This is a genomic window from Paraburkholderia sp. Cpub6, assembly GCF_014201065.1.
GTDB classification, from domain to species: Bacteria; Pseudomonadota; Gammaproteobacteria; order Burkholderiales; family Burkholderiaceae; genus Paraburkholderia; species Paraburkholderia tuberum.
The window spans coordinates 1-24860 of record NZ_JACHDM010000012.1; the positions used below are offsets into that span (position 1 = coordinate 1).

The 24860-nt window shown below is 62.9% G+C and carries 26 protein-coding genes and 1 rRNA gene; 13 read left to right on the forward strand and 14 right to left on the reverse strand.

Features of this window, described 5'->3' with window-relative positions; genetic code table 11:
* Window positions 1–298: 298 nt before the first annotated feature.
* Window positions 299–412, forward strand: a 5S ribosomal RNA gene (gene rrf / locus HDG33_RS20335).
* Between the two features lie 511 nt (window positions 413–923).
* On the opposite strand, the gene HDG33_RS20340 is transcribed toward rrf, so the two are convergent.
* Both HDG33_RS20340 and HDG33_RS20345 read right to left on the reverse strand, forming a co-directional pair.
* Window positions 924–1874, reverse strand: a complete 951-nt coding sequence (locus HDG33_RS20340; RefSeq protein WP_184032561.1) for an SDR family oxidoreductase — start codon at window positions 1872–1874, stop codon at window positions 924–926.
* A gap of 11 nt (window positions 1875–1885) precedes the next feature.
* Window positions 1886–2089 (reverse strand): heavy-metal-associated domain-containing protein, encoded by a 204-nt coding sequence (locus HDG33_RS20345; RefSeq protein ID WP_090803824.1) that lies wholly within the window; start codon window positions 2087–2089, stop codon window positions 1886–1888.
* A gap of 134 nt (window positions 2090–2223) precedes the next feature.
* On the opposite strand from HDG33_RS20345, the gene cueR reads away from it, so the two are divergent.
* The 4 genes from cueR (at window position 2224) to HDG33_RS20365 (ending at window position 4949) form a co-directional block, all read left to right on the forward strand.
* Entirely contained in the window at window positions 2224–2646 is a 423-nt protein-coding gene (cueR, locus tag HDG33_RS20350) for a Cu(I)-responsive transcriptional regulator (protein ID WP_018418651.1), read from the forward strand.
* A gap of 294 nt (window positions 2647–2940) precedes the next feature.
* Complete coding sequence (locus HDG33_RS20355; protein ID WP_018418650.1) at window positions 2941–3087, forward strand: DUF3563 family protein; 147 nt, start codon at window positions 2941–2943, stop codon at window positions 3085–3087.
* A 248-nt stretch (window positions 3088–3335) separates the two neighbouring features.
* The gene (locus HDG33_RS20360) at window positions 3336–3686 is read left to right on the forward strand and encodes a hypothetical protein (protein WP_260330529.1); all 351 of its coding nucleotides are present in this window, start codon (window positions 3336–3338) and stop codon (window positions 3684–3686) included.
* Between the two features lie 222 nt (window positions 3687–3908).
* Window positions 3909–4949 carry an ABC transporter substrate-binding protein gene (locus HDG33_RS20365; RefSeq protein WP_184032564.1) on the forward strand — a complete coding sequence of 347 codons (1041 nt, stop codon included), beginning with the start codon at window positions 3909–3911 and terminating at the stop codon, window positions 4947–4949.
* 77 nt (window positions 4950–5026) lie between these two features.
* Here HDG33_RS20365 and HDG33_RS20370 read toward each other — a convergent pair whose 3' ends face one another.
* Window positions 5027–5872, reverse strand: coding sequence for a 23S rRNA (adenine(2030)-N(6))-methyltransferase RlmJ (locus HDG33_RS20370; RefSeq protein ID WP_184032566.1), 846 nt, complete (start codon window positions 5870–5872; stop codon window positions 5027–5029).
* Window positions 5873–5991: 119 nt separating this feature from the next.
* On the reverse strand, window positions 5992–6963 hold the full coding sequence (locus HDG33_RS20375) for an aldo/keto reductase (protein ID WP_184032568.1): 972 nt from the start codon (window positions 6961–6963) through the stop codon (window positions 5992–5994).
* Window positions 6964–7198: 235 nt separating this feature from the next.
* Here HDG33_RS20375 and HDG33_RS20380 point away from each other — a divergent pair, with 235 nt between their 5' ends.
* Together HDG33_RS20380 and HDG33_RS20385 are read left to right on the forward strand one after the other, a co-directional pair.
* Entirely contained in the window at window positions 7199–7996 is a 798-nt protein-coding gene (locus tag HDG33_RS20380; RefSeq protein ID WP_184032576.1) for a 3-hydroxybutyrate dehydrogenase, read from the forward strand.
* 10 nt (window positions 7997–8006) lie between these two features.
* Window positions 8007–9239, forward strand: coding sequence for a patatin-like phospholipase family protein (locus HDG33_RS20385; protein ID WP_184032579.1), 1233 nt, complete (start codon window positions 8007–8009; stop codon window positions 9237–9239).
* Window positions 9240–9394: 155 nt separating this feature from the next.
* Here HDG33_RS20385 and HDG33_RS20390 read toward each other — a convergent pair whose 3' ends face one another.
* Window positions 9395–10594 carry an amino acid aminotransferase gene (locus HDG33_RS20390; protein WP_184032581.1) on the reverse strand — a complete coding sequence of 400 codons (1200 nt, stop codon included), beginning with the start codon at window positions 10592–10594 and terminating at the stop codon, window positions 9395–9397.
* A 511-nt stretch (window positions 10595–11105) separates the two neighbouring features.
* Between HDG33_RS20390 and uvrB the strand changes: the two genes are divergently transcribed.
* The 5 genes from uvrB (at window position 11106) to HDG33_RS20415 (ending at window position 16892) form a co-directional block, all read left to right on the forward strand.
* A complete protein-coding gene (uvrB, locus tag HDG33_RS20395) occupies window positions 11106–13199 on the forward strand; it encodes an excinuclease ABC subunit UvrB (protein WP_184032583.1) in 2094 nt (697 codons plus the stop codon).
* Between the two features lie 340 nt (window positions 13200–13539).
* Window positions 13540–14088, forward strand: a complete 549-nt coding sequence (locus HDG33_RS20400; RefSeq protein ID WP_184032585.1) for an iron transporter — start codon at window positions 13540–13542, stop codon at window positions 14086–14088.
* Between the two features lie 111 nt (window positions 14089–14199).
* Complete coding sequence (locus tag HDG33_RS20405) at window positions 14200–14532, forward strand: cupredoxin domain-containing protein (protein ID WP_018418640.1); 333 nt, start codon at window positions 14200–14202, stop codon at window positions 14530–14532.
* A 108-nt stretch (window positions 14533–14640) separates the two neighbouring features.
* The gene (locus HDG33_RS20410) at window positions 14641–15486 is read left to right on the forward strand and encodes an FTR1 family protein (RefSeq protein ID WP_184032587.1); all 846 of its coding nucleotides are present in this window, start codon (window positions 14641–14643) and stop codon (window positions 15484–15486) included.
* A complete protein-coding gene (locus HDG33_RS20415) occupies window positions 15483–16892 on the forward strand; it encodes a 4Fe-4S binding protein (protein WP_184032589.1) in 1410 nt (469 codons plus the stop codon). Before HDG33_RS20410 ends, HDG33_RS20415 begins: the two co-directional genes overlap by 4 nt.
* Window positions 16893–17170: 278 nt before the next feature.
* On the opposite strand, the gene hemP is transcribed toward HDG33_RS20415, so the two are convergent.
* The 4 genes from hemP to HDG33_RS20435 all read right to left on the reverse strand — a co-directional run bounded on the left by hemP (window position 17171) and on the right by HDG33_RS20435 (window position 19665).
* Window positions 17171–17431 carry a hemin uptake protein HemP gene (hemP, locus tag HDG33_RS20420; protein ID WP_184032591.1) on the reverse strand — a complete coding sequence of 87 codons (261 nt, stop codon included), beginning with the start codon at window positions 17429–17431 and terminating at the stop codon, window positions 17171–17173.
* A gap of 184 nt (window positions 17432–17615) precedes the next feature.
* Complete coding sequence (locus tag HDG33_RS20425) at window positions 17616–18098, reverse strand: SRPBCC family protein (RefSeq protein ID WP_184032593.1); 483 nt, start codon at window positions 18096–18098, stop codon at window positions 17616–17618.
* Window positions 18099–18183: 85 nt separating this feature from the next.
* A complete protein-coding gene (locus HDG33_RS20430; RefSeq protein WP_184032595.1) occupies window positions 18184–18582 on the reverse strand; it encodes an OsmC family protein in 399 nt (132 codons plus the stop codon).
* A 204-nt stretch (window positions 18583–18786) separates the two neighbouring features.
* The gene (locus tag HDG33_RS20435; RefSeq protein ID WP_184032598.1) at window positions 18787–19665 is read right to left on the reverse strand and encodes a pirin family protein; all 879 of its coding nucleotides are present in this window, start codon (window positions 19663–19665) and stop codon (window positions 18787–18789) included.
* Window positions 19666–19787: 122 nt separating this feature from the next.
* Between HDG33_RS20435 and HDG33_RS20440 the strand changes: the two genes are divergently transcribed.
* The gene (locus HDG33_RS20440) at window positions 19788–20798 is read left to right on the forward strand and encodes a LysR family transcriptional regulator (protein ID WP_184032600.1); all 1011 of its coding nucleotides are present in this window, start codon (window positions 19788–19790) and stop codon (window positions 20796–20798) included.
* Between the two features lie 434 nt (window positions 20799–21232).
* Here HDG33_RS20440 and HDG33_RS20445 read toward each other — a convergent pair whose 3' ends face one another.
* The 5 genes from HDG33_RS20445 to murI form a co-directional block, all read right to left on the reverse strand.
* On the reverse strand, window positions 21233–21652 hold the full coding sequence (locus tag HDG33_RS20445; RefSeq protein WP_184032602.1) for a biopolymer transporter ExbD: 420 nt from the start codon (window positions 21650–21652) through the stop codon (window positions 21233–21235).
* A gap of 16 nt (window positions 21653–21668) precedes the next feature.
* Window positions 21669–22400: a MotA/TolQ/ExbB proton channel family protein gene (locus tag HDG33_RS20450; protein ID WP_184032605.1), complete on the reverse strand. Its 732-nt coding sequence runs from the start codon at window positions 22398–22400 to the stop codon at window positions 21669–21671.
* Between the two features lie 28 nt (window positions 22401–22428).
* Window positions 22429–23166 (reverse strand): energy transducer TonB, encoded by a 738-nt coding sequence (locus tag HDG33_RS20455; protein WP_184032606.1) that lies wholly within the window; start codon window positions 23164–23166, stop codon window positions 22429–22431.
* A 330-nt stretch (window positions 23167–23496) separates the two neighbouring features.
* On the reverse strand, window positions 23497–23751 hold the full coding sequence (locus HDG33_RS20460) for a bacterioferritin-associated ferredoxin (RefSeq protein WP_090803857.1): 255 nt from the start codon (window positions 23749–23751) through the stop codon (window positions 23497–23499).
* A gap of 149 nt (window positions 23752–23900) precedes the next feature.
* Window positions 23901–24788 (reverse strand): glutamate racemase, encoded by an 888-nt coding sequence (murI, locus tag HDG33_RS20465; protein WP_184032608.1) that lies wholly within the window; start codon window positions 24786–24788, stop codon window positions 23901–23903.
* Between the last annotated feature and the right edge of the window lie 72 nt (window positions 24789–24860).

Here is a 24860-nt window from a genome sequence, read left to right on the forward strand (position 1 = left end):
GATAGGTCAGGTGTGCACGTACAGTAATGTACTGAGCTAACTGATACTAATTGCCCGTAAGGCTTGATCCTATAACAGGTGTGTCTCGACCCGCGCCAGTGCCTGAGCACTGACGCGGGTCCGATCCCCGAAGGGGATTGGTGTGACCTCCCGCGGGAGCTGACAGAAACGCACGGTTGGGATTCAGTGTTGTGCCAGAAACAACACAACCCCCCACACCCGAATCCTTTACGCTTCTTCCCGATTGGCTGTGGCGCAAGCGGTTGACTCCAACCCTGCGACGCAGCAACCCGTCATGCCTGATGACCATAGCGAGTCGGTCCCACCCCTTCCCATCCCGAACAGGACCGTGAAACGACTCCACGCCGATGATAGTGCGGATTGCCCGTGTGAAAGTAGGTAATCGTCAGGCTCCCCCCAGTCAGAAACCCCACCCGCCGCGGTGGGGTTTTTGCGTTTACGCGGCCCAAATCAACAGCAACATGCTCGACAGAAGTGGAGTTGCCCCGCTTTCGTGGAGAACTCCTGTTCCAAAGGATAGGCGTCCACGAAAGCGGGGCAACTCCAGCTTCGGGTGGGGGCGTCCATCCCATTAGTCTTGACGCTAGCTCGTTCGACGGCAGCGACCACTTCTGCTTGTGCTGCGCGATGAGTTCGAGAACGGCCTGCAGTCGCAAGTTCGCCTGTGGCGCGCTGACCGTGTGGACCGCCGGCTTCTCCCTGAATCCGTCGTGAAGCGCGACCTTCCACTGGGCGGCAGACAGTTCAAGCGACACTGCTAGGATGACGCCCTCAGCATGTGGTCCGGTAACGTGATTTGCGTCCATGATGCCCTCCGTTGAGCAAACCTTGGCACGGTCAATCTTACGACTCGGGCCTTGACGACTCTCACGCTACATAGGATCTGATTGTTCGCCAGCCGCTTACCGCACGCACGCAAGGTGCCGGATCATACGGAAGTTGGCCTGTCCCTGCCACGGAAACGCGGCCAGCACCAGCCGGATCGCCATATCGAAAGGCGTGCGTCGGCCGATTCCGAGTACCTCTAAACGGCTCGATGCCAGATGACAGTTGTGCGGGCGCGGCGTCGCGTCGGTGGGCGTGCGCTGGGGCGTCAGACGCGCGTCGAGTTGCAACGCTTCTGCCAGGCGCGCGGCGATCTCGTACTTGTTCATCGGTTCGTCGCCCGACCATTGCACGATGCCAGAGACCGTTTCGCCGCGCGCGTGCCGCTCGAGCATCTGTCGGATCACGAAAGCGACATCGGGCGTGTACGTAGGATAGCGGATCGCCCAAGCGTCCATCCTGGCAGCCTGGGCCCCCGGCGCCGCCGCCGCTGCAATCGCCGGCACGAGGCTAGTCACGGCCGATTCCGACCAACTGACGATCGGACCATATAGCAGCGGCAGACGCAGCACGCATCCGCCCTCGGCCGTGTCGGTCAGCGCTCGCTCGCCTTCGAGCTTGCTCTGTCCGTACGCGTTCAGTGGCGCAGGTGTGCTGTCGTGACGATAGGGCGGGTGCGTGCCGTCGAACACGTAGTCGGTCGAGATCGACAGTGTCCACGCGCCGTGTCGGTTTGCCGCCCCGGCGATCATTCGCACGGCATCGACGTTCAGCGCGCGAGCAAGCGCCGGATCGCGCTCGCATACATCGGGACGGCGCTCCGCCGCGGCAATCACGACGGCATCCGGCGCTACGCGGTCGATGAAACGCTCGACCGCAAAGCGATCGCGAACATCCAACGCGACCATTCGCGGAGACGTTCGGCTATATGCGGTGGAGACGGTCTGCCAGCCGGTCTGGCGCGCGAGTTCGTCGTTGAGCGCGCGGCCGAGCAATCCGGAACCACCTATTACGGCAACCTTGAACATGCGCGGCACCCTCAGCGCACAGACGTGACCGTGTATCCGGCCTCGTCAATCGCGGCCTTCAGCGCATCGACGGGTTGCGCCGACTCCACGAGCACGCGGCCGGTCGCGAGATCCACCTGGACCTGCGCGGCGGCGTCGTGCTCGCGAATCGCGCTCGTCACAGCGGCAACGCAGTGCTGGCAGCTCATGCCTTCTACATGGAGTTCGATTGTCATTGCAAAGACCTCGGCGGAATCAGATTGCGGATAGTCGAATTATGCCTGCCGTACCTTGTTTGGGTTGCTGACCTTCCCACCATGGGAAGGTGTAGGATCGATTGGAGTTCAGTCGCAACCTTGAGGAAACAGTCATGAACATAGGCGAAGCGGCCCGCGTGTCGGGCGTTACGGCAAAAATGATCCGCTACTACGAAAGTGTCGGCCTATTGACTGCGAAGGCGCGCACGAGTGCCGGTTATCGCGTGTATGGCCCGCAGGAAGTGCATTCCTTGCGCTTTATTCGCCAGGCTCGCCGGCTCGGATTTCTGGTCGAGGATATCCGGCGGCTGCTTGCTCTATGGCACGACCGCTCGCGTGCAAGTGCCGAAGTAAAGCGGATCGCGCTCGAACATGTCGCCGAACTCGATCGCCGCATCGCCGAACTGACGGACATGCGCGACACTCTCGCGCATCTGGCCGATCATTGCCATGGTGATGACCGGCCAGATTGTCCGATTATCGAGCGACTGGCGGACACCGATCTTGTATCGGGACAAGGTTGCCGTCCGCTTTAGCGGCTAATCGAAGTGCAACCCGGCCTGCCGATTCTTAAGGTCGAGCGATTCATGCACCGAAAGTGAGCATAAAAATTGTGGAAATGACGTCCACTTAAAGGACGCTTGGATAAACCCAATAAAATCAGGAACTGCGTTGCACCTTTCTGATGCACTATTCCAAAACGGAATGCACGCCATGCGGGCATTTCACTGTTCAGGTTGCACCTAAAGGCTATAATGCGGGTTAACCCTTTTACGGGAAATCCCTGATGTCAAATCACCGGGGATTCGATCTGATCCTTGGAGAACATCATGTTTGCATTCATTCTTGAGAAACTCAGCACCTGGTTCGAAACCGCGGAACGTAGCCGTCGTGAGGCATATCTCGCCTCGTCGTCGGATATCGTTCAGCTCGAACAGCGCATCCGTTCGCTCGAAACCAACGGCTATTCGCTGTAAGTTTCCGCTCTGAGTATGACCTGGTAGCGCCTGCTTTTGCGCGGCCGTGCAGTACCAATGTCGAGCCCCGTCAAAGCGGGGCTTTGTCGTATCTGGACATCGAAATCCGCGTGTGCCTTCGACGTTTTTTCGAGTGAACGGCGCAAGAAAGCTGCTGATGGCGAATATCGACTAGCTTCGTAACGCGCCCCGCGGTAATGTATGGCGTTTTTCGCGCAAGACGGCATTCATAACCAATCGGGCTGTCCATGTCCTCCGTCCGTTCGCTGCAAACTTTCCGAGCCGTGATGGCCGCGGCCGCCATGGCGACGCTCGCCGCCCTCTGCGCCGCGTCGGACGCATTCGCGGTGTCCGATAACGGGCGTCCCCCCGTGATCCTCGATACGCTTGGCGGCGTCAATAATGGCCAGAGCGGTACCGTACTGCTGAGCTCGCCGCCTGCGCCGGAGCCGATCGTCGCCGCGCCGCCGATCGCGGCACCGGTCGAGCTGCCTCCGGAATCGTCGCCGCCATTCGTGGTCGCGCCGTATATCCAATTGCCGGCGGGTGGTGGCGTGCCGCCGCAGTCGATGCCTCGAGCGGTGCCCCTTCCGCAATAGGTACCGACGGCGCGAAAGATCGTCGGCGGTGCTTCTGCGGTCCCGTTTCTCTCCCATACGCCAGCTTGCCTCGCACCCGAAATCTCATTCGGGTTTGGGCGCATGGCGTCCGTGAAACCGTCCGACGACAATCGTTGCACGCCTCGCCGCCGTGAGCTTCGATCTCGGCAAGTGCGCCTGCGTCACTGCTTCGAACGGAACACACAACAAGGAGACGTCACCATGCTCAATCAATGGACGCAGCGTGCGACGCGCACCTGCGTGATGCTGCTCGCACTGGCTGCGTTGCCCGGCGCTGGGTTCGCGAAGGACACGCCGGAAATGCCGACACTGACGATGGCCGTCGGCGGCTTACCTGGCCTGTACTATCTGCCGGTCCTCGCCGCACAGCAGCTCGGCTACTTCAAGGACGAAGGCCTGAACGTCACGCTCGAAGATTTCGCGGGAGGCTCGAAAGCGCTCGAAGCGGTGGTGGGCGGCAGCGCCGAAGTCGGCGCGGGCGCGTTCGAGCACACGTTGTTCATGCAGGCGAAGGGTCAGCACTATCGCGCGTTCGTGTTGATGGGCCGCGCACCGCAGATCGTGATCGGCGTGGTGAAGTCGAAGGCCGATCAGATCAAGTCGCTCGCGGACTTCAAAGGCGCGAAGGTCGGCGTGAGCGCACCGGGTTCGTCGACGGATCTCGTGCTCACCGTTGCGTTGCGCAAGGCCGGCGTGCAGCGCAGCGACATTTCGGCGATCGGCGTCGGCAGCGGCGCGACGGTGCTGGCCGCGGTGGGCAGTGGGCAGATCGACGCGCTGTCCAATGTCGATCCAATGATGACCAAGCTCACGCGTAGCGGCGCCATCAAGGTGCTTGTCGATACGCGCACGGTGAAAGGCACGCAGGAGGTGTTCGGCGGCATGATGCCCGCGGCGACGCTTTACGCGGCCGAAAGCTTCATCCAGAAGAATCCGAAGACAACGCAGGCGCTGACCAACGCGATCGTGCGCGCGAATCATTGGCTGCAGACTGCGAGCGACGCGGATCTGCTGAAGATGGTGCCGCAAGCCTATCTATTGGGCGACCCGACGCTCTATCTCGACGCCTTTCACAACGTGCGCGACGCGTATTCGCCGGACGGACTGATGCCCGCTGATGGCCCGGCGACGTCGCTGCGCGCGTTGTCGTCGTTCGATAGCCGGCTCGATCCGAAGAAGATCGATCTGAGTGCTACCTATACGAACCAGTTCGCGAGCAAGGCGGCCGCGCAGTTCAAGTGAGCGTATGCGGAGATCGGGTTGCGCAAGACAGGTGGCGGGGAACCGCGCGCGGCACGCTCACGCGCCGCTCATCACGTTCAATTGCCGCGATATTCGACCTTGAACGTCGCAGCCTTGTCCTCGCCGAGCGTTTTGACGAGCCATGGCATCTGATCCTTCAGCGTCTTGGCTAGCGTATACGGCGGATTCAGGATGAACATGCCGCTACCGAACAGCCCATAGCCGTCTTCCGGGGGATTGCTGACGGTCAGGCTGACGTGCAGCCAGTTGTCCTTCTGCAACTGCTTCAGTTGATCGGGAAAGCGCTGCGACTCAGGGCGCTTGACCTGCGGATACCAAACCGCATACGTGCCGGTCGGAAACCGCTTCAGACTTTCCTCGACACAGCGCAGCGTGCGCCCGTAATCGCGCTTGTCTTCATACGACGGGTCGAGCAGGATCAGCGCGCGGCGCGGCGCGGGCGGCAACAGCGTGAGAATCCCGTCGAAGCCGTCGCCCGCATACAGCATTGCGCGTCGGCCCGCGTCGCGAAAATTGTGGCGCAGCACGTCGATTTCGGTGCTGTGCAATTCGAAGAGCCGCATACGATCCTGCGCGCGCAGTTGTCGCCACGCAAGATACGGCGAGCCCGGATAAAAATGCAACTGGCCATCGGCATTGAGCGCGCTGACTTCATCGACGTATTCGGCGAACAGCGGCGGGAGATCGTTGCGGCCCCACAGTTTCGCAATACCCGTCTCGAACTCGCCGGTCTTCGTCGCGTAGCCTTCCTTCAGCGAGTAAACGCCGGCGCCCGCGTGCGTGTCGATATACCAGTAGGCCTTGTCCTTCTGGCCAAGGTAGCGCAGGAGCTGCAACACGACGGCGTGTTTCAGAACGTCGGCGTGATTGCCGGCATGAAAGGCGTGGCGGTAGCTGAGCATGATGAGAGGACACTGAGAGAGCGCAGGCTGGCCCGAAGGAGCCGGCGACGCGCGGTCGCGTATTGTACGCGACCGCGCGTGCCCGGTTAGCCACCCGGTGCGGGGCGCTGCGCGCGCGATTACTCGTGCGCGTCGCCGATGATCTCCTCGATCCGCTGCTTTATCTCCGGTGTGATGCGCTTGGCCACCTCGGCGGACTGCATGTTTTCGCCGATCTGTTCGACCCGCGAGGCGCCCGTGATCACCGTGCTGACATTCGGATTCTTCAGAATCCACGCGATCGCGAGCTGACCGACCGTGCAGCCAAGCTCGTCGGCGACCGCGCCGAGCTGGCCGACCACGTTGTTCCGGGTGGGGTCAGTGAGCTGCTGACGCAGCCAGTCATAGCCCTGCAACTGCCCGCGACTGTCGGCTGGCACGCCGTCACGATATTTGCCGGTGAGCAGACCCGATGCGAGTGGGCTCCACGTGGTCAGGCCGAGGCCGATGTCCTCGTAGAGCCGTTTGTATTCCTGCTCGACGCGTTTGCGGTGAAACAGGTTGTATTGCGGCTGCTCCATGACCGGCTTGTGCAGATGATGCCGCTCGGCGATTTCATAGGCGGCGCGAATCTCGTCGGCGCTCCATTCCGAGGTGCTCCAGTACAGCGCCTTGCCGCGCGCGATCATGTCGCTCATTGCCCACACCGTTTCCTCGACCGGCGTGTTCGGGTCCGGACGATGACAGAACACGAGATCCACATAGTCGAGCTGCAGGCGCTTCAGCGACGCGTCGATCGCGTCCATCAGGTACTTGCGGTTCAGCGTGTGGTACTGGTTCGGCGCTTCGTTGAGTCCCCAGAAGAATTTCGTCGACACGACGTAGCTCACGCGCGGCCACGCGAGCTCCTTCAACGCATGGCCCATGATCTCCTCGGATTTGCCGCCCGCGTAGACTTCGGCGTTGTCGAAGAAATTGACGCCCGCGTCGCGCGCCGCGGCAAGCGATTCGCGCGCGGCGCGGTGATCCACCTGGTTGCCGTACGTGACCCATGAGCCGATGGACAACTCGCTCACTTGCAGGCCCGAGCGGCCCAGACGTCGATAATTCATGCCTGTCTCCTGGTTGGTGATGCCACGGGAATGGAGCCCGGATTCAGCCCGAAAGCGTCCAGTTTAAAGAGATACGGTTCGATGTGCGTTTTACCTATGTCGTTCACAGGGTTCATGCACAATAGCAAAGTCGGCCGCCGCGCTGCATCCGCCGAACGGTCTATACCGTTTGGCCGACTTCTCGCCGCGCGCGGTCTCGTGGTCTCATTGCTCATCAACTGCATGGAGGTTCTGGATGTCGTCTCTGAACTCGAATCTGAACGGCAAGGTTGCCGTCGTCACTGGCGCCGCGAGCGGCATCGGCAAACAGATCGCGTTGACTCTGTCGGCCGCGGGTGCAGCGGTCGCGATCGCCGACCTGAACCAGGACGGCGCGAACGCCGTGGCTGAAGAAATCAGAAAGGGCGGCGGTAAGGCAATCGGCGTGGCAATGGACGTGACGAACGAGGATGCCGTCAACCAGGGGATCGAGAAGGTCGCCGAGGAATTCGGTTCGATCGACATTCTCGTTTCCAACGCCGGCATCCAGATCGTCAATCCGATCGAAAACTATTCGTTCTCGGACTGGAAGAAGATGCAGGCCATTCACGTGGACGGCGCGTTCCTGACCACCAAGGCCGCGCTCAAGCACATGTACAAGGACAATCGCGGCGGCGTCGTGATTTACATGGGCTCGGTCCACTCGCATCTCGCCTCGCCGCTGAAGTCGGCGTACGTGACCGCGAAGCACGCTCTGCTGGGCCTGTCGCGCGTGCTTGCCAAGGAGGGCGCCGCGCATAACGTGCGTTCGCACGTCGTGTGTCCGGGCTTCGTGCGCACGCCGCTCGTCGACAAGCAGATTCCCGAGCAGGCGAAAGAATTCGGCATCAGCGAAGAGGAAGTGATCAAGCGCGTGATGCTGGGCGGTACCGTCGACGGTATCTTCACGACGGTCGAAGACGTCGCGCAGACCGTGCTGTTCCTGTCGACGTTCCCGAGCGCGGCGCTGACCGGCCAGTCGTTCGTCGTGAGCCACGGCTGGTACATGCACTAAGGGGCGGCCCATGGCGCAACGCAATCTGAAGCGGGCGCGGGTGGGCGTGTCGGGCGACGGGGAGGGCGCGGGTCCGTCGGTCGCCGCCCGCCCGCGCCGGCATCTCCGGTTGCCCAACTACGAAACCGTCGCGCTGATGCTGCAAGGCGGCGGCGCGCTCGGCGCCTATCAGGCCGGCGTCTTTCAGGGACTTTACGAAGCCGGCATCGAACCGAACTGGATCGCGGGCATCTCGATCGGTGCACTGAATACGGCGATCATTGCGGGCAATCCACCTGAACGACGCGTCGAGCGTCTGCTCCAATTCTGGGAGACGATCTGCCAGCCGGCGTTCGGGGCGCCCTTGCCGGCTCCGATCGAGCACCTGCTGTTCAATTCGAGCGAAGCGGTGCGCAAGGCATTTACGGCAGCGCAGGCAATGAGCGCGATCGTCGAAGGGCAAAAGGGCTTTTTCGTGCCGCGTTTCCCACCGCTGTTGCCCACGGTGTCCGGTCCGCCGCAATTGGCGAGCTACTACGACACCACGCCGCTGAAGGCCACGCTCGAGTCGCTGTGTGATTTCGACCGGATTAATTCCGGCGAAATACGCGTGTCGGTGGGCGCGGTGAATTGCGGCACGGGCAATTTCGCGTACTTCGACAATACCCACACCACGCTCAGACCCGAGCATTTCATAGCGTCTGGCGCGTTGCCGCCGGGCTTCGCGGCCGTCGAGATCGACGGTCAGTTCTACTGGGACGGCGGCCTGATGTCGAATACGCCGCTCTACGAGGTGCTCCAGTCCACGCCGCGTCGCGACACGCTCGCGTTTCAGGTCGACCTATGGAGTGCGATCGGGCCGGTTCCGGACAACATCACCGACGTGCAGGGCCGCATGAAAGACATCCAGTATTCGAGCCGTACGCGTCTCGTGACCGACATGCTGCAGCGCTCGCAGCGTTTCCGCCACGTACTGCGCGAGGTGCTGGACCGTGTGCCAGAAGACCAACGCGACGATCCGTGGTGCAAGCTGGCCGAAGATCTGTCGTGTTCAAAGCGCTACAACGTGATTCACCTGATCTACCGGCACAAGGAATACGAAGGACACTACAAGGACTTTCAATTCGGTCTGTCGACGATGCGCGAGCATTGGCGAAGCGGTCTCGAAGATATTCTCCGTTCTCTCGAGCAGCCCGACTGGCTCGATATGCCGGAAAACGATGCCGGGTTCGTCACGCACGATATTCATCGGGATTCGCGCTGATTCCTCGCGGAGAGCCCCGACGCTGCGCCAACCAAGGCCGAACCGTCGGAAAATAAGAAAACGGCGCTCTTTCAGAACAGGGCGCCGTCTTTACAGTCGGTGGCAGCGGCGAACCTGCTGCACTTGCACGGCAAACCTCCGCGCTGTGAGTCGCCTTACTTCAGCACGTGAGCAATCGCGGTGGCGACGACGTCGAGGTTGCGCGTATTGAGCGCAGCCACGCAGATGCGGCCCGTGCTGACCGCATAGATACCGAACTCTTCGCGCAGACGGTCCACTTGCGGTGCCGTCAGACCCGAGTACGAGAACATGCCGCGCTGTGCGTTCACGAAGCCGAAGTCACGATCGACGCCGCTTGCCTTCAGACGCTCGACGAGACCATTGCGCATCGCGCGGATGCGCTCGCGCATTTCGCCCAGTTCGCTTTCCCACGTCGCGCGCAGTTCCGGCGATGCGAGCACGGCCGCGACCACCGAGCCGCCGTGCGTCGGCGGGTTCGAGTAGTTGGTGCGGATCACGCGTTTCAGTTGCGACAGCACGCGCGCCGCTTCTTCCTTGCTCGCGGTGATGATCGACAGTGCGCCGACGCGCTCGCCGTACAGCGAGAACGACTTCGAGAACGACGAAGACACGAACACGTTCAGTTCCTGCGCCGCGAACAGACGCACGGCTGCCGCGTCCGCTTCGATGTTGTCGCCGAAGCCCTGGTAGGCGATATCGAGGAACGGCACGAGGTTGCGCGCCTTGACGACCTCGACGACCTGCTTCCACTGCTCGACGCTCAGGTCGACGCCGGTCGGGTTATGGCAGCACGCGTGCAGCACGACGATCGTGCCCGCCTCATAGCTGTTCAGCGCGCTCAACATGCCGTCGAAGTTCACGCCGTGCGTCTGCGCGTCATAGTACGGATACGATTCGACGACGAAGCCCGCGCCTTCGAACAGCGCGCGGTGATTTTCCCAGCTCGGATCGCTGATTGCGACCTTGCTATTCGGATTCACGCGCTTCAGGAAGTCCGCGCCGATCTTCAGCGCGCCCGTGCCGCCCAGCGCCTGCGCCGTGACGACGCGGCCGGCCGCGATCAGCGGCGAGTCGTTGCCGAGCAGCAGCTTTTGCACGGCGGCATCGTAAGCGGCGATACCTTCGATCGGCAGATAGCCACGCGGCAGCGCGGCTTCGACGCGAGCCTTTTCCGCCTCGCGCACGGCGCGCAGCAGCGGAATCTTGCCTTCTTCATTGAAGTACACGCCAACGCCGAGGTTGACCTTGGTGGCGCGCGTATCGGCGTTGAAAGCTTCGTTCAGGCCCAGAATCGGGTCGCGGGGAGCAAGTTCGACGGCGGAGAACAGAGACATGATGGGTGGGCAGCAGTAGTGAAAAGAGGGCGGCTTCGCGCGCGTGCGGGCTCATCTGGAGCGTCGGCGGCGTTTCGCGGGTGGGCGTGAGTTCGACGAAACGCGAAAATCGGGGACGGCCTATGGACAGCGGCGAGCGAGCGCAACTTCGCATTGTAACGAATCCGGGCGCTTTTTTTCGGACGACCAGACGGGCAAAAGGCGATTATTTGCTTGAAAAACAGGCACTGGAGAGCCATGTGGCAGTAGGGAATTCGAGCGGGCGTGGCGATGTCGACGGCGCGAACAGGCCGAGGTGCGCTGTCCATTGGCGCTGACTGCGCCACGATGACGCGTGGCGTGGAGGACAGAGCCCGGGATGGGAGTTCGCGGTAAACCCCGTCAGGGCGCGCAAGTCCGCAAAGGGCCATAACACACCGGCGCCCAGGGCCGCCCTACGTAAGCCCGCTCGATCTTCGCTTTCCGCAACCCGTTAGAATGATTCTTTGCCCAAGGCCCGGTGCCGCCCCTCATGTCCGAACACCATCTGACTGAAGCCGACGATACGCTCGACGAATCAAAATTCATCACGTTCGAAGGTTCACCGTTCAAGCTCTACCAGCCGTATCCGCCCGCCGGCGACCAGCCCACGGCCATCGACACGCTCGTCGAAGGCGTCGGCGACGGTCTCGCGTTCCAGACGCTGCTCGGCGTGACCGGCTCCGGCAAGACTTTCACGATGGCCAACACGATCGCGCGGCTCGGCCGCCCGGCGATCGTGTTCGCGCCGAACAAGACGCTCGCCGCGCAGCTGTATTCGGAGTTCCGCGAGTTCTTTCCGCGCAACGCGGTCGAGTACTTCGTTTCGTACTACGACTACTACCAGCCGGAAGCGTATGTGCCGCAGCGCGATCTGTTCATCGAGAAAGACTCGTCGATCAACGAGCATATCGAGCAGATGCGGCTGTCGGCGACCAAGAGCCTGATGGAGCGGCGCGACGTGGTGATCGTCGCGACGGTGTCGGCGATTTACGGTATCGGCAATCCGTCCGAATATCACCAGATGATCCTGACGCTGCGCACCGGCGACCGGCTCGGCCAGCGCGACGTCATCACGCGGCTGATCGCGATGCAGTACAGCCGCAACGAAGCCGACTTCCAGCGCGGCTCGTTCCGCGTGCGCGGCGACACCATCGATATCTTCCCGGCCGAGCACGCCGAGATGGCGGTGCGCGTCGAGCTGTTCGACGACGAGGTCGAGACGCTGCAGCTATTCGATCCGTTGACCGGCCGCGTGCGGCAGAAAATTTCGCGCTTTACCGTCTATCCGTCGTCGCACTACGTGACCCCGCGCGATACCGTGCTGCGCGCCGTCGAAACGATCAAGGCCGAGCTGCGCGAGCGCCTCGAATTCTTCTATAGCCAAGGCAAGCTCGTCGAGGCGCAGCGCCTCGAGCAGCGCACCCGCTTTGACCTCGAAATGCTGCAGGAGCTCGGTTTCTGCAAGGGCATCGAGAACTATTCGCGGCACTTCTCGGGCGCGGCGCCGGGCGAGCCGCCGCCGACGCTCGTCGATTACCTGCCGCCCGACGCGATCATGATGCTCGACGAATCGCACGTGCTGATTGGCCAGCTGAACGGCATGTACAACGGCGACCGCGCGCGCAAGGAAAACCTCGTCGACTACGGCTTCCGGCTGCCGTCGGCGCTCGACAACCGGCCGCTCAAGTTCAACGAGTTCGAGCGCAAGATGCGCCAGGTCGTGTTCGTGTCGGCGACGCCCGCCGATTATGAGAAGAGGACCGCGGGGCAGGTCGCCGAACAGCTTGTGCGTCCGACCGGCCTCGTCGACCCTGAAATCGAGGTGCGGCCGGCGCGCAGCCAGGTCGACGACGTGCTTGGCGAGATCAACGAGCGCATCAAGGCCGGCGACCGCGTGCTGGTCACGACGCTGACCAAGCGGATGGCCGAGCAGCTCACCGAGTTCCTGGCCGACCACGGCATCAAGGTGCGCTATCTGCACAGCGACATCGACACGGTCGAGCGCGTCGAGATCATCCGCGATCTGCGTCTCGGCGCGTTCGACGTGCTGGTCGGGATCAACCTGCTGCGCGAGGGGCTCGATATTCCCGAGGTGTCGCTCGTCGCGATTCTCGACGCGGACAAGGAAGGCTTCCTGCGCGCCGAGCGTTCGCTGATCCAGACCATCGGCCGGGCGGCGCGTAACGTGAACGGCAAGGCGATTCTGTACGGAGACAACATCACGGACTCGATGCGTCGCGCGATCGACGAAACCGAGCGGCGCCGTACGAAGCAGATCGCGTTCAACGCCGCGCACGGCATTACGCCGCGCGGCGTCGTGAAACGGATTCGCGACATCATCGATGGCGTGTACAACATCGACGAAGCGCGTGCCGAGTTGAAGGAGCAGCAGACTCGCGCGAAGTTCGAGGACATGTCCGAGAAGCAACTCGCCAAGGAGATCAAGCGCCTCGAAAAGCAGATGATGGAGCACGCGAAGAATCTCGAATTCGAGAAGGCCGCGCAGACCCGCGACCAGCTAGCGCTGCTGCGTCAGCGCGTGTTCGGCGCGAACGTCGGCGACCACGTGTCGGGCGTCGAATAGCTAGCGTCCCTCCACCGCTTTTGTCCACCACGAAAGGGCGCGGCCATTCGCCGCGCCTGTTCACATCGGCCGGCGCTTTAGGTCCCGCTGCAGCCGTCGGCGCGGCCAACCTGGCCGTGACGAATTCCGTACCTGTTTCCCCGCCGCACGAAGGTTTCTTAAGCGAGCCTTAAGACCCTGCTGACATCAGGCAGAGCGTGCTGACAGGTTTGTTCTCGTCAACGATCGATGATAAACTCGCCCCAATATTGAGAATGGTTCGCATTTAAATTTACATCTGACTTGCGGCCGCAGTGTTTCAATGAAATCGATTCCAGTCTGATAGAAACAAGGAGCTTCAATGCGGATTTCTTCCTTTGTGCGCGGTGGCGCGGCAGCGGTAGCTGCTGTCGCGGCGCTGTCGGCCTCGGCCGCCGAATATCCGATTGGCAAGCAGCAGATCCAGGGCGGCATGGAAATCGGCGCGGTCTACCTGCAGCCGGTCACGATGGAACCTGAAGGCATGATGCGCAAGGCGTCGGATTCGGACATTCACCTCGAGTCCGACATCCACGCGGTCAAGAACAATCCGACCGGTTTCGCCGAAGGCGACTGGATGCCGTATCTGCAGGTGCACTACGAACTGACGAAGGCCGGCTCGAACCAGCCGTTGAAGGGCGACCTGATGCCGATGGTCGCGAACGATGGTCCGCACTACGGCGACAACGTCAAGCTGCAAGGCCCGGGCAAGTATCACCTGAAGCTGATCGTCGAACCGCCGATGCAAATGGGCCACATGGCGTTCGGCCGTCACGTCGACAAGGAAACCGGCGTGGGTCCGTGGTTCAAGCCAATCACGCTCGAATACGACTTCACCTTCGCTGGCATCGGCAAGAAGGGCGGTTACTGACCGGCGCGCGGTGCCAATGCGTCGCTCAACGTATCAGTGAATGCAGCAGACGGCGCGCGGACAGTCGGAGTCATATCTGGCGTTGGCGCGTCGCGTTTTCCGGAAAGGGCAATGAGAATCAACCGAAAGATCGCGATGCTTGCCGCCACGTTTTGCTTGGCGGCCACGGCTCATGCAGCCGACCTGCCGACCTTCAAGCTCGAAATGAACGACGGCAAACTGAACCCGGCCCGCATCGAAGTGCCGGCAGGCCAGCGTATCAAGATCGAAGTACGCAACACCGGCAAGGGCGCGGCCGAATTCGAAAGCGTGCAGTTGCGTAAAGAGAAGGTTCTGGCGCCGGGCGCCGATTCGTTCGTCGTGATCGCTCCGCTGGAGCCGGGCGAATACAAGTTTTTCGACGACTTTCACCAGCAGGCGCAAGGCGTGATCGTCGCGAAGTAAGCAGTGGTCTCGATCGAATGCGAACGCGAACTCGCCACGGCAAGCGGGCGCTGTCGGTCGCGCGAGGCAACGGAAGCGGGCAGTAGAAGGATCGAAGGGAGAGCTTGAATGGGTCAGATTCTGTTCATCGTGTGGCGGGAGAGCGTTGAGGCGCTGCTGGTCGTCGGCATCCTGTACGCGTGGTTGAAAAATGGCGACGACGACGCCCGCCGCGGCTTGCCGTACCTGTGGGGCGGCGTGGCAGCCGGCGTGATCGCGGCGGTGGCGCTCGGCGCGGCGCTAATCGGCTTCACCGAGGTGCTCTCCGGTGACGCGCAGGATTACTTCCAGACCGCGATGGTGCTCATCGCCTGCGTGCTGATCGTGCAGATGGTGCTGTGGATGAAGCAACACGGCCGCACGCTGAAGCGCGACATGGAACAGTCGCTGCAAAAGAGCCAGCGCGATTCGAACTGGTGGGGCGTGGCGCTGCTGGTCGCACTGGCGATCGCGCGCGAAGGCAGCGAAACCGTGATCTTCCTGTACGGCCTCGGCTTTGGCCAGTCGGGTCATGTCGACGGCAGTCAGATGCTCGCTGTCGTGATCGGTCTCGCGCTTGCGTTCCTGACCTTCTACGTGTTGCAGATCGGCGGCAAGATCATCTCGTGGCGGCTCTTTTTTCGCGTCACCGAAATCATGCTGCTGTTCCTCGGCGCGGGGCTGTTCCAGACCGGCGTCGACAAGCTGATCGACAAGGAAATCCTGCCGACGCTCGTCAACCAGCTGTGGAATTCGTCGGCGATTCTCGATGACTCGAGCACCTTCGGTTCGCTCGTCGCGACGCTGACCGGCTACCGCGCGCATCCGGCGCTGATGAATCTGCTCGCCTATGCCGTGTATTGGGCGGTCGTTTATCTGCTCCTGCGCCGCGCCAGTCGCAAGCCCGCGCAGCAGACGGCAGGGCGCGCGGCATGAGCGCCGTGATGGCTTCCCGGCAGGGCCGCCTCGCGGCGGCCGGCCAGTGGATGCAGCGCCACGGCGCGGTGATTCGCGGCATCCAGTGGGTCGTGGTCGCGGTGTATGCGTTCCTGATCGTCGTGCCCGCGCTGATGCCGCTGCCGGACGACACCGCGCATCTGTGGAACAACCTGACGCTCGCCGCGCAGTTCGTGTTCTGGGGCATCTGGTGGCCGTTCGTGTTGCTGTCGATGGTGATGCTCGGCCGCGTCTGGTGCGGCGTGCTGTGTCCGGAGGGCGCGCTCGCCGAATTCGCGAGCAAATTCGGCCGCGGCCGCGCGATTCCGCATTGGATGCGCTGGGGCGGCTGGCCGTTCGTCGCGTTCGGCATCACGACGATCTACGGGCAGATGGTGAGCGTCTACCAGTATCCGAAAGCGGTGTTGCTGGTGCTCGGCGGCTCGACCTTCGCGGCAATCGTGATCGGTCTGCTATACGGACGCGAGAAGCGCGTCTGGTGCAAATACCTGTGCCCCGTCAACGGGGTTTTTTCGCTTCTGTCACGGCTCGCGCCGTTTCACTACAAGGTCGACGAAGACGCGTGGCGCCGCTCGTACACGAACGGCGAGCATGGGCATCGCGTGATTCCGATCAACTGCGCGCCGCTCGTGCCGTTGCGCAACATGAAGGGTGCGGCGGACTGCCATATGTGCGGCCGTTGCAGCGGACACCGCGATGCGATCGCGCTGACGTGGCGCAAGCCGTCGACCGAAATCGTGCAGTTGGGCGACAAGAAGGCGAACCCGTGGGACACCGCGCTGATCCTGTACGGCCTGCTCGGCATCGCGATCGGCGCGTTCCACTGGACCGCGTCGCGCTGGTTCATCGACCTGAAGATGTTCGCCGCGACATGGCTCGTCGATCGCGACATCACGTGGCCGCTCGACACCAACGCGCCGTGGTTCCTGTTCACCCATTACCCCGACCAGAACGACGTGTTCTCGTGGCTCGACGGCTCGCTGCTGATCGGCTACATCCTCGCGACGGCGCTTGTCTACGGCACCGTGCTGCTGCTGTTGCTGACGGGCGCGACGCGCATGCTCGGGCGCTTCGACGCAACGCGTCTGCATCACTTGACACAGGGGCTGATTCCGATCGCGGGCGCGGGCGTATTCCTCGGTTTGTCGGCGACGACGCTGTCGCTGCTGCGCGCCGAGCACGTGTCGCTGTGGTGGGCGTCGGGTCTGCGCATCGCAATTCTCGTGATTGCGAGCGCATGGAGCGCATGGCTCGCGTGGCTCGTCACGCGCCGCTACAGCGAGCGCTTCGTGCAACGCGCGCTGGCGATGTTGTGGTTCGTCGTGGCGCTGGCGGTCGTCAATAGCGCGTGGTGGCTGATGTTCTGGGGCTGGGCCTCGAAGTAAGTCTTCAGCCTGTGTCCGGTGCGAACGCAGGCGCAAGCGCAAACGAAAAGCCGTGGGATGGTGACACCCCACGGCTTTATCATTTTCAGCGATGTACGCCGTTGCGCGCATCGGCTTTCGAGCGAGAACCAAAAAAGCGGCCTGGCTTGCTGCGACGGCTGGCTTGGTGTCTGCACGAAGGGGTCTAATTCTCGCGTGCAAACCGTCGTGGCTGGCTAATGCCTAACACCTCTCTGGGAGGTGGTCCCCACAATACCCGGTACTTACCTCGTGTCTTGCTACTTCGTCAGGATCAGCTTGCCGAGGCGCGTTGCACGCAGTTGATACGTGTCGCCGTTGTGCACGATGCTGATGTGACTATGGCCTTGCAGCAGCGCGTCGCTGCGCACGACCCGTTCCGACGTCTCGCTCTGGCCGGCGGCGCGTTGCGCGCCGGGTTTCGCCGCGGGCGCGGCCGTCGTCGACGATTTCGGGCGGCTGGTTAGCGCGGCCGCCGAGCGGCGCAGGCTGAGCGTGGAGGAGCGAGTCATATCGGTCATTCGTTTTAGCTTGTTCGTCGATTCGATGTGATCATTCTAAATGATAACCATTCCTATTTGCAAGATCGAGAAATTGATCGGGTCCGACTTTTGATAGCTGAATGAAAGTGCGTCTCGATGGCGATTCTGGAAGCCATTCTGACATGGCCCCGCGAAAGCGCGGGCAGGGCGCCCGCGCGGTATGTCAGTGCAACGGTCCCGGTTCCTGCCCGGCCGCGACGTACTGGCGGATCAGCCGCACCGTGTCGATATCGTTCTCGCGATACGCGGACTTGACGATCTCCTGCGTCTGCACGGCGTCCTGGTCGGTCGACACGGGCAGCGTGGTCGCGTACTCGAAGCGTAGGAACAACTGCAGCTCATCGGGCTGCTCGATCGTCATCGTCAGGGAGCCGCCGACGTGCTCGGCGGTCGGCAGGATGTCGTAGCGCACGCTTTCGCGTTCCTGCAGCGTGACGCGATCGCGCACGGTGGCCTGGCCGTAGTGCAACTCACGCTCGAGCACATTGGCGTCGCGCGACAGGATCGTGCAGCTGTCGAGACCAATCACGAACAGTTGCGGCTGCTCGGCGCGCAGCACGAGCCCTTCCCACAGCTGCTCGCGGGTCATCGATTCGACGAAGGGATTCAACGGATCGTTGATCTGAATAAGGTGTTCGAAATTCAAGACGACTGCGTCCTATGAAAATATTGCAATACCCGTGACCCGAACGGACGGCGTCCGACCGTCCTATGCGCGTTTGCTGCGACTGTTAAGCGACCGCGAGCGCGGAGCGGATCGAGATCGTGTGCGTGAGGATCTTGTGGACCGGGCACGCATTGGCAATTTGCAAAAGCCGTTCCCGCTGCTCGCCGGAGAGATCGCCATCGAGCATGATCTGACGGTCGATCGTCGAGCCTGCGTCGCCGGTTTCCATCGACAGATTGACGCGTACGCCCGCGAGCGGCCAGCCTTTGCGCTGCGCGTACATCTTTAGCGTGATCGACGTACAAGCGCCGAGGCTCGACAGCAGCAGCGAGACCGGCGTCGGGCCGCGGTCGCCGCCGCCTAGCGATTCGGGTTCGTCGGCAAGCCAGGTGTGCTTGCCGTCGTCGAACACGACCTGGAAATTCGTCGAACCGATGTGGGCGGTGACGGTGGGCTCTGCCATGCGCGGCTCCTCTGCTAGGGATCTAATAGCGTCGCGCGCCGCGGACTGTCGAAATCAACGCGGGCCGCGCGACATGAGCCGTTATTGTGAACGAATTTAGCGGCGTTCGCGGCCCGTGGCGGATGATTTGGCGGCGCGCGTGGCTGGTGGCAAGCTTCGCCTCGCGCCGACAGGCGTGACAAACGCGCGGCAGGCGCTCGCCTGTCAGTGCGTGATCGCGCCCATCCGCCCGGCCTGATAGTCGATCACCGCCTGACGGATCTCGTCTTCGGTATTCATCACGAACGGGCCATAGCGCACCACCGGTTCCTTCAGCGGCACGCCGCCGAGCAGCAGCACTTCGAGCGGTTCGTCGCCGGCCGTGATGGTCACCGCGTCGCCGTCGTTGGCGAACACCACCATCGTGCGCGCGTCGATGTCCGCGCGCGCGTCGCCTTCGCCATACACGCCCTTGCCGGACAGCCCATACGCGAACACGCGATAGTCGGCCGGTACCGGCTGGCGGATCGTCGCGCCCGGCTGCAACGAGAAATGCTGATACAGGATCGGCGTGTGCGTTTCGATCGCGGCCTTGACGCCGAGCGCTTCGCCCGCGATGACCTTCACGCGCACCTGACCGTCTTCGGACGTCGCGGCCGGAATGCGTGTCGACGGGATTTCCTGATAGCGCGGAGCGATCATCTTGTCGCGACGCGGCAGGTTCACCCATAGCTGCAGGCCGTGCACGCGACCGCCGGTGCGCGTGAATTCCGGGTCCGGCATTTCGCTATGCACGACGCCCGCGCCCGCGGTCATCCATTGCACGTCACCGGCGTGGAGCGTGCCGGAATGGCCCGCCGAATCCTTGTGGCCGAACTGGCCCTCGAGCACATAGGTGACCGTCTCGAAGCCGCGATGCGGATGATCGGGCGCGCCGATGGCCTCGCCTGGCGCATAGTCGACCGGCCCCATTTCGTCGAGCAGCAGGAACGGATCGAAGTCCATCAGCAGACGCGTCGGAAACGGTCGATAAACGATAAATCCGCCGCCCTCCACTGTGCGAACCGACGGGAACGTGCGTTCGATCGTGCGTGACGTAGTCATCAATATCACCTCGAAAAATGGGGAATAGCGCGATTTCTGAAACATGGAGCTATTATAGGGACCGTTTTTGGCGGTGCCAGCCGTCCCTCAGCAATGGATTGTTCTATTCATGGAACGATGAGATGAAGATCGATTCACACAATCTGAACGACCTCATGTACTTTTCGCAGGTCGTCGAACATGGCGGATTTTCGGCCGCCGAGCGGGTGCTGGGCATCTCGAAGTCGCGCCTGTCGCGTCGGCTCACGGAGCTGGAGGCGTCGCTCGGCGTGCGCCTGTTGCAGCGTTCCACTCGCAAGCTCGCACTGACCGAAGCGGGGCAGCTGTTCTACCAGCACTGTCAGGCGATGCTCAGCGAAGCGCAGGCGGCGGTCAATGTCGTGCAGCAGCTGCGCTCGTCGCCGCGCGGCACGGTGCGCGTCAGCGTGCCGGTTACGATCTCGCAGACGATTCTGTCGACGATTCTGCCGGAATTCATGCACCGCTTTCCGGAGGTGCGCGTCGTGATGCGCGTGACGAATCGCGTGGTCGATCTGTTCGAGGATTCGATCGACGTCGCACTGCGCGTGCGTTCGGATCCGCCGGAAAACGCGAACATCGTCGTGCGGCCGCTGTGGCGCACCGAGCAGATGCTGGTCGGCGCGCCGAGCCTGCTGCAGCAGAATGCGCCGCCGCTGACGCCGGGCGACCTGAACCGCTTCGAAACACTCGACGTGCCGACGAGCGACGGCCGCCACGTGTACAACCTGATCTCGCCCGACGGCACGCGCCATGCTCACGAACACGAGCCGCGCCTCGTGACCGCCGATCTGATGACGATTCGCGAGGCGGTGCTCGCCGGCGTCGGCATTGCCGCATTGCCGGAGATGATGTATGGAGCCGCGTTGAGAGCGGGGCAGTTGTCGCCCGTGATGCCGGGCTGGAGTTTTCCGACGCCGCAGTTGTACGCGGTGTTCGTGTCGCGTCAGGGGATGGTGCCGGCCGTGCGCGCGTTCGTCGATTATCTGGTCGAGATGCTCGATCCGGATGAGGGCAAGCACATCATCGGCGAGTGTCCTGAGCGCGCCGAAAAAGCGGCGGCGCAGGCATCGGCGGCGAGGGCTTCCTCCGCTGTGTCAGCGGCGGTTTCATGAGGCTCTGTGGCAACTTAAGGGGGCACGGTGCGCTGCGGGCCCCTAGCGCGCTTCGGAAATCGTTTTTAGCATTTAAGCGCGGCCTGTCATGATTACTTTCAATGGTCGTTTGCTTGAATGCGCGCGCACACAGGCATATAGTGAAATCCCTTTCGCTAAGGAGTGTCCTATGCGAAAACTCATGGCCGCTATCATAGCGGGCCTGATAGGGCTGACCGCGTTGTCCGTGTCGACCACGGCCCTCGCATGCGGTGATAAAAGCTATCAGTCTTCGGCCGATGGCAAATGATCCCGCCGCCCGAAGGCGCCGAGTGCGCACAAAAAAAGGCCTTCATCCGACGATGAAGGCCTTTTACTTTTTGGCCCTGTTTAAAGGGGTGTTCTCGTGGACGAGCGCGCTGCTCCGCTTGCCGCTCCACTTGCCACGTTACCGCTTACTTCGCTTTGGGCTGCGTGACGAAACCGATCTTCGTCAGTCCGCCAGCCTGCGCGGCGGACATGACCTGAGCGACCTTCTCGTACGGCACCTTGCGGTCCGCATCGAGATGCAACTCCGGCTGCGGGCTCGCCTGCGCGGCCGCGGCGATCTTCGCGGCGAGCGCCGCATCGTCGACCTTGGTGCTGTCCCACAGCACGTTGCCGTCCGCGTCGATCGACACCGTCACCTGCGCGGGCTTCGTGTCTTCCTTCTGACTGCTCGCGTGCGGCAGATCGATCTTGACCGCGTGACGGATCACTGGAATCGTCACCATGAAGACGATCAGCAGAACCAGCATCACGTCGACGAGCGGCGTCATGTTGATCTCGTTCATCAGGCCGTCGTCATCGTCTCCGGCGAAAGGGCTCATTGCCATTGGGATGCCTCGTCGATCAGTTGGCGCGGGTTGCGAGACGCAGGCCGTCGCCGTGCCTGGTCGACGACAGACGGGCACCGGTCACGAAGAACGCATGCAGGCCGTGCGCGAAGCGGCTCAGCTTCGCGACGATCGCCTTGTTGGCGCGCGTCAGCGCGTTATAGCCGAGCACCGCCGGAATCGCGACGAACAGACCAAACGCGGTCATGATCAGCGCTTCGCCGACCGGGCCGGCGACCTGGTCGATCGACGACTGGCCGCTCGCGCCGATCGCGAGCAGCGCGTGATAGATGCCCCACACGGTCCCGAACAGGCCGACGAACGGCGCGGTGCTGCCGATCGACGCAAGAATTGCGAGACCGCTCTGCATGCGTGCGACGCTTTCGTCCATCGTGTCTTTCAGGCAGCGCGTGATCCAGTCCGATACGTCCATGCGGTCATGCAGATGCGGCTGCGTCTGGTGATGATGGTCGGCCGCTTCCTGGCCCGACAGCGCGAGCGCGAGGAACGGGTTGTCATGCGGCGTCGAGGCGCCGCCGCCGAGCTTCTTCACGCCGTCGGCGAGGTCGTCCGAATGCCAGAACGCCTGCTCGGCGTTCTTCGTCAGGCGCTTCAGGCGCATCACGTTCCAGCCTTTGACGACGATCACGCTCCACGACATCACCGACATGAGCAATAGCGCGAGCGCGATACCGCGCGTCACGAAATCCCCTTGCGCCCACACGTGTGCCAATCCGTAGTTTTGCATTGCAATTCCTTGTTTTTGAAATCTTGCTTCAGTCGGTCAGATTGAAGTTGAAAGGCTGGGTGTACGCGGCCCTGACGGGCTCGCCGTTCTCGAGATACGGTTTGCAGGCGCTCGCGCGTACGGCGGCCACGGCCGCGTCGTCGAGACGGCTAAAGCCGCTGCTTTTCTTCAACTCGATGTTCTCGAGCTTGCCGGTCAGACCGACGACGAAGTGCACGTACGCGGTGCCGGATTCGCCGCGGCGCCGCGATAGAGCCGGGTATTCGGGCTGGGTGATATTGCAATCGAGGTGCGACACGTTTTTCGGCGCGCTGATTTCCATCGTCGGCTTGCCGATCGCGGGCGCTGCCGCGGTGGGCGGTGTCGCCGGCGCGGCGGGCGCGGCCGGCGTCGGATCGGGCGCCGCGACCGGCGTCGGCGATGGCGCAGCGGCCTGTGGCAACGGAGTTGGCGTCGGCTTGGGCGTCGGAGTCGGCTTCGGCTGGGCTTTCGGCCTCGTATGGACGGGCGGCGTTGGCCGGGGCGGCGGCGGAGCGATCGATCGCAGCGCGACCGGCGCGGCGAGCGGCGCGGGCGGCAGCAGTTCGGCGGTCATCACGTGCGATTCGAGCGCGACCGGCACAGGCTCGTGACGCAGCGTCATGATCACGGCGAGCAGAGCGACGTGAACCGCGGCGACTATGGCAGTGGCCGTCAGCGCGCGGGAATTCGGTCGGGTGGACGACGCCAGCGGGGCGCCGGCGGAAACGGGATGCGGAGCCTGCATGGTCAGTGTGGCAGCGCACCGCGCGGGCGGCGCATCAGACAGGACATCGTCATGTTCGGAAAATCAGCAGCGAAATGAACAAAGTAGTCACGAAACCAATCAGCAATTCCATCTCGAACTCCTTTCGAAGGGGGAGCGGGGTAGCTGGCTGGTACGAGTACTGGCTTGCTGACGGCAGTGGGATAACGCAGTACGGCGGACAGTACTGCGGTTGTGTTGCAGACGTGCGGCACATTCAACGTCGCATCGGAGCGCTACATAAAGCGTGCGTGAAGCAGAGGGGCTTTTAGACGCACCGACACGGCCTGCACCGGGCCCTGCTAGCCGAGCTCAGGCTGCCTTGCGCTCGTAGAACGCGACTTGCACGACCTCGGCGACGCTCTGCACCTGCCGATGCTCGACCACGCCGCAACGGCTCGCGCAGACACCGCTTTGCAGCATCACGTCACGCACGGATTCCTCGCATTTGCCGCAGCACGAGGCGACGCCGAGTTCAAACTGCAACTCGTCGAACGAGTCGATGCCGTCCGCAATCGAGGAGCGGATTGTGCGGTCGGATACGGATTTGCAGACACAGACGATCATGGCAGGCGTCATAGCTAACGTTAATGCGAATTATTATCATTTTGTTTGGTTCGTTTGGCAAGCGTCCCATGCGATTTTTTGTAACAAAACCAGACTCTTAGAATGGATTTCGTCGGCAGGAAGGGCGGGGCGCGCGCCGGTTGCCGGCGCTAGGCGGCGCGAGAATCCGATGCGGCCGTGCGGCCCGACGGTATCGATACCTGCACGACCGCGGCCTCGATCCGCAGCAGCGTGGCGGCGAGTTGCTGCTGATGGATGCCGTCGTCGGTGGAATAGAAGCGCGGCAGCGGCGTGCCCCCGGCCGACGCGGCGGCGCGCAGGCCGTGCTGCTCGAGCACGCGTTCGAGCTGACGCGCGATCGCCACGCTCGTGTCGATCAGCGCGAGCCGCTCGCCGACGATGTCGCGGATCGCCGCGTCGAGAAAGGGGTAATGGGTGCAGCCGAGCACCAGCGTGTCGGCGCCCGCGTCAAGCATCGGTTCCAGGTAGCTGCGCAGCAGTGCGTGCAGCTCGGCCGAGCCGACGTCGCAGCGCTCGACCGCCTGCACGAGCCCGTGGCCGGGCTGGCACAGAAAGCGGCAATCGGCGGCGTAGCGTTCGAGCAGCCCCTGGAAGCGGGCGCTGCGCAGTGTCGCCTGGGTCGCCAGCACGCCGGCGACGCGGCTTTTCGATTGCAGCGCGGCGGGCTTGACACCCGGCTCGACGCCGACGAGCGGAATCGGCAGCTTTTCGCGCACCAACGCGATCGACTGCGCGGTCGCCGTATTGCATGCGACCACGAGCGCCTTCGCGCCTTGTGCGGCGAGCCATTGGCCGATGGCCAGCGTGCGGTCGGTGATGAAGTCGTCGTCGCGCTCGCCGTAGGGCGCGTACAGCGAATCGGCGACATACAGCAACGCCTCGTCAGGCAGTTGCGCGCGCACCGCGCGCAGCACGGACAGGCCGCCGAGCCCCGAATCGAAAATGCCGATCGGCGCCTGCGACGCGGCGCCAGCGGCAACACTGCGGACAGTCGGGGACGGCGAAGGGGCGGGCATAGGCGAAAAAAACGAGCGTGAAGTGGCGGTCGGCGAAAAGGGTGAAACCACGGTGAGGCGCGAACGAGCGCG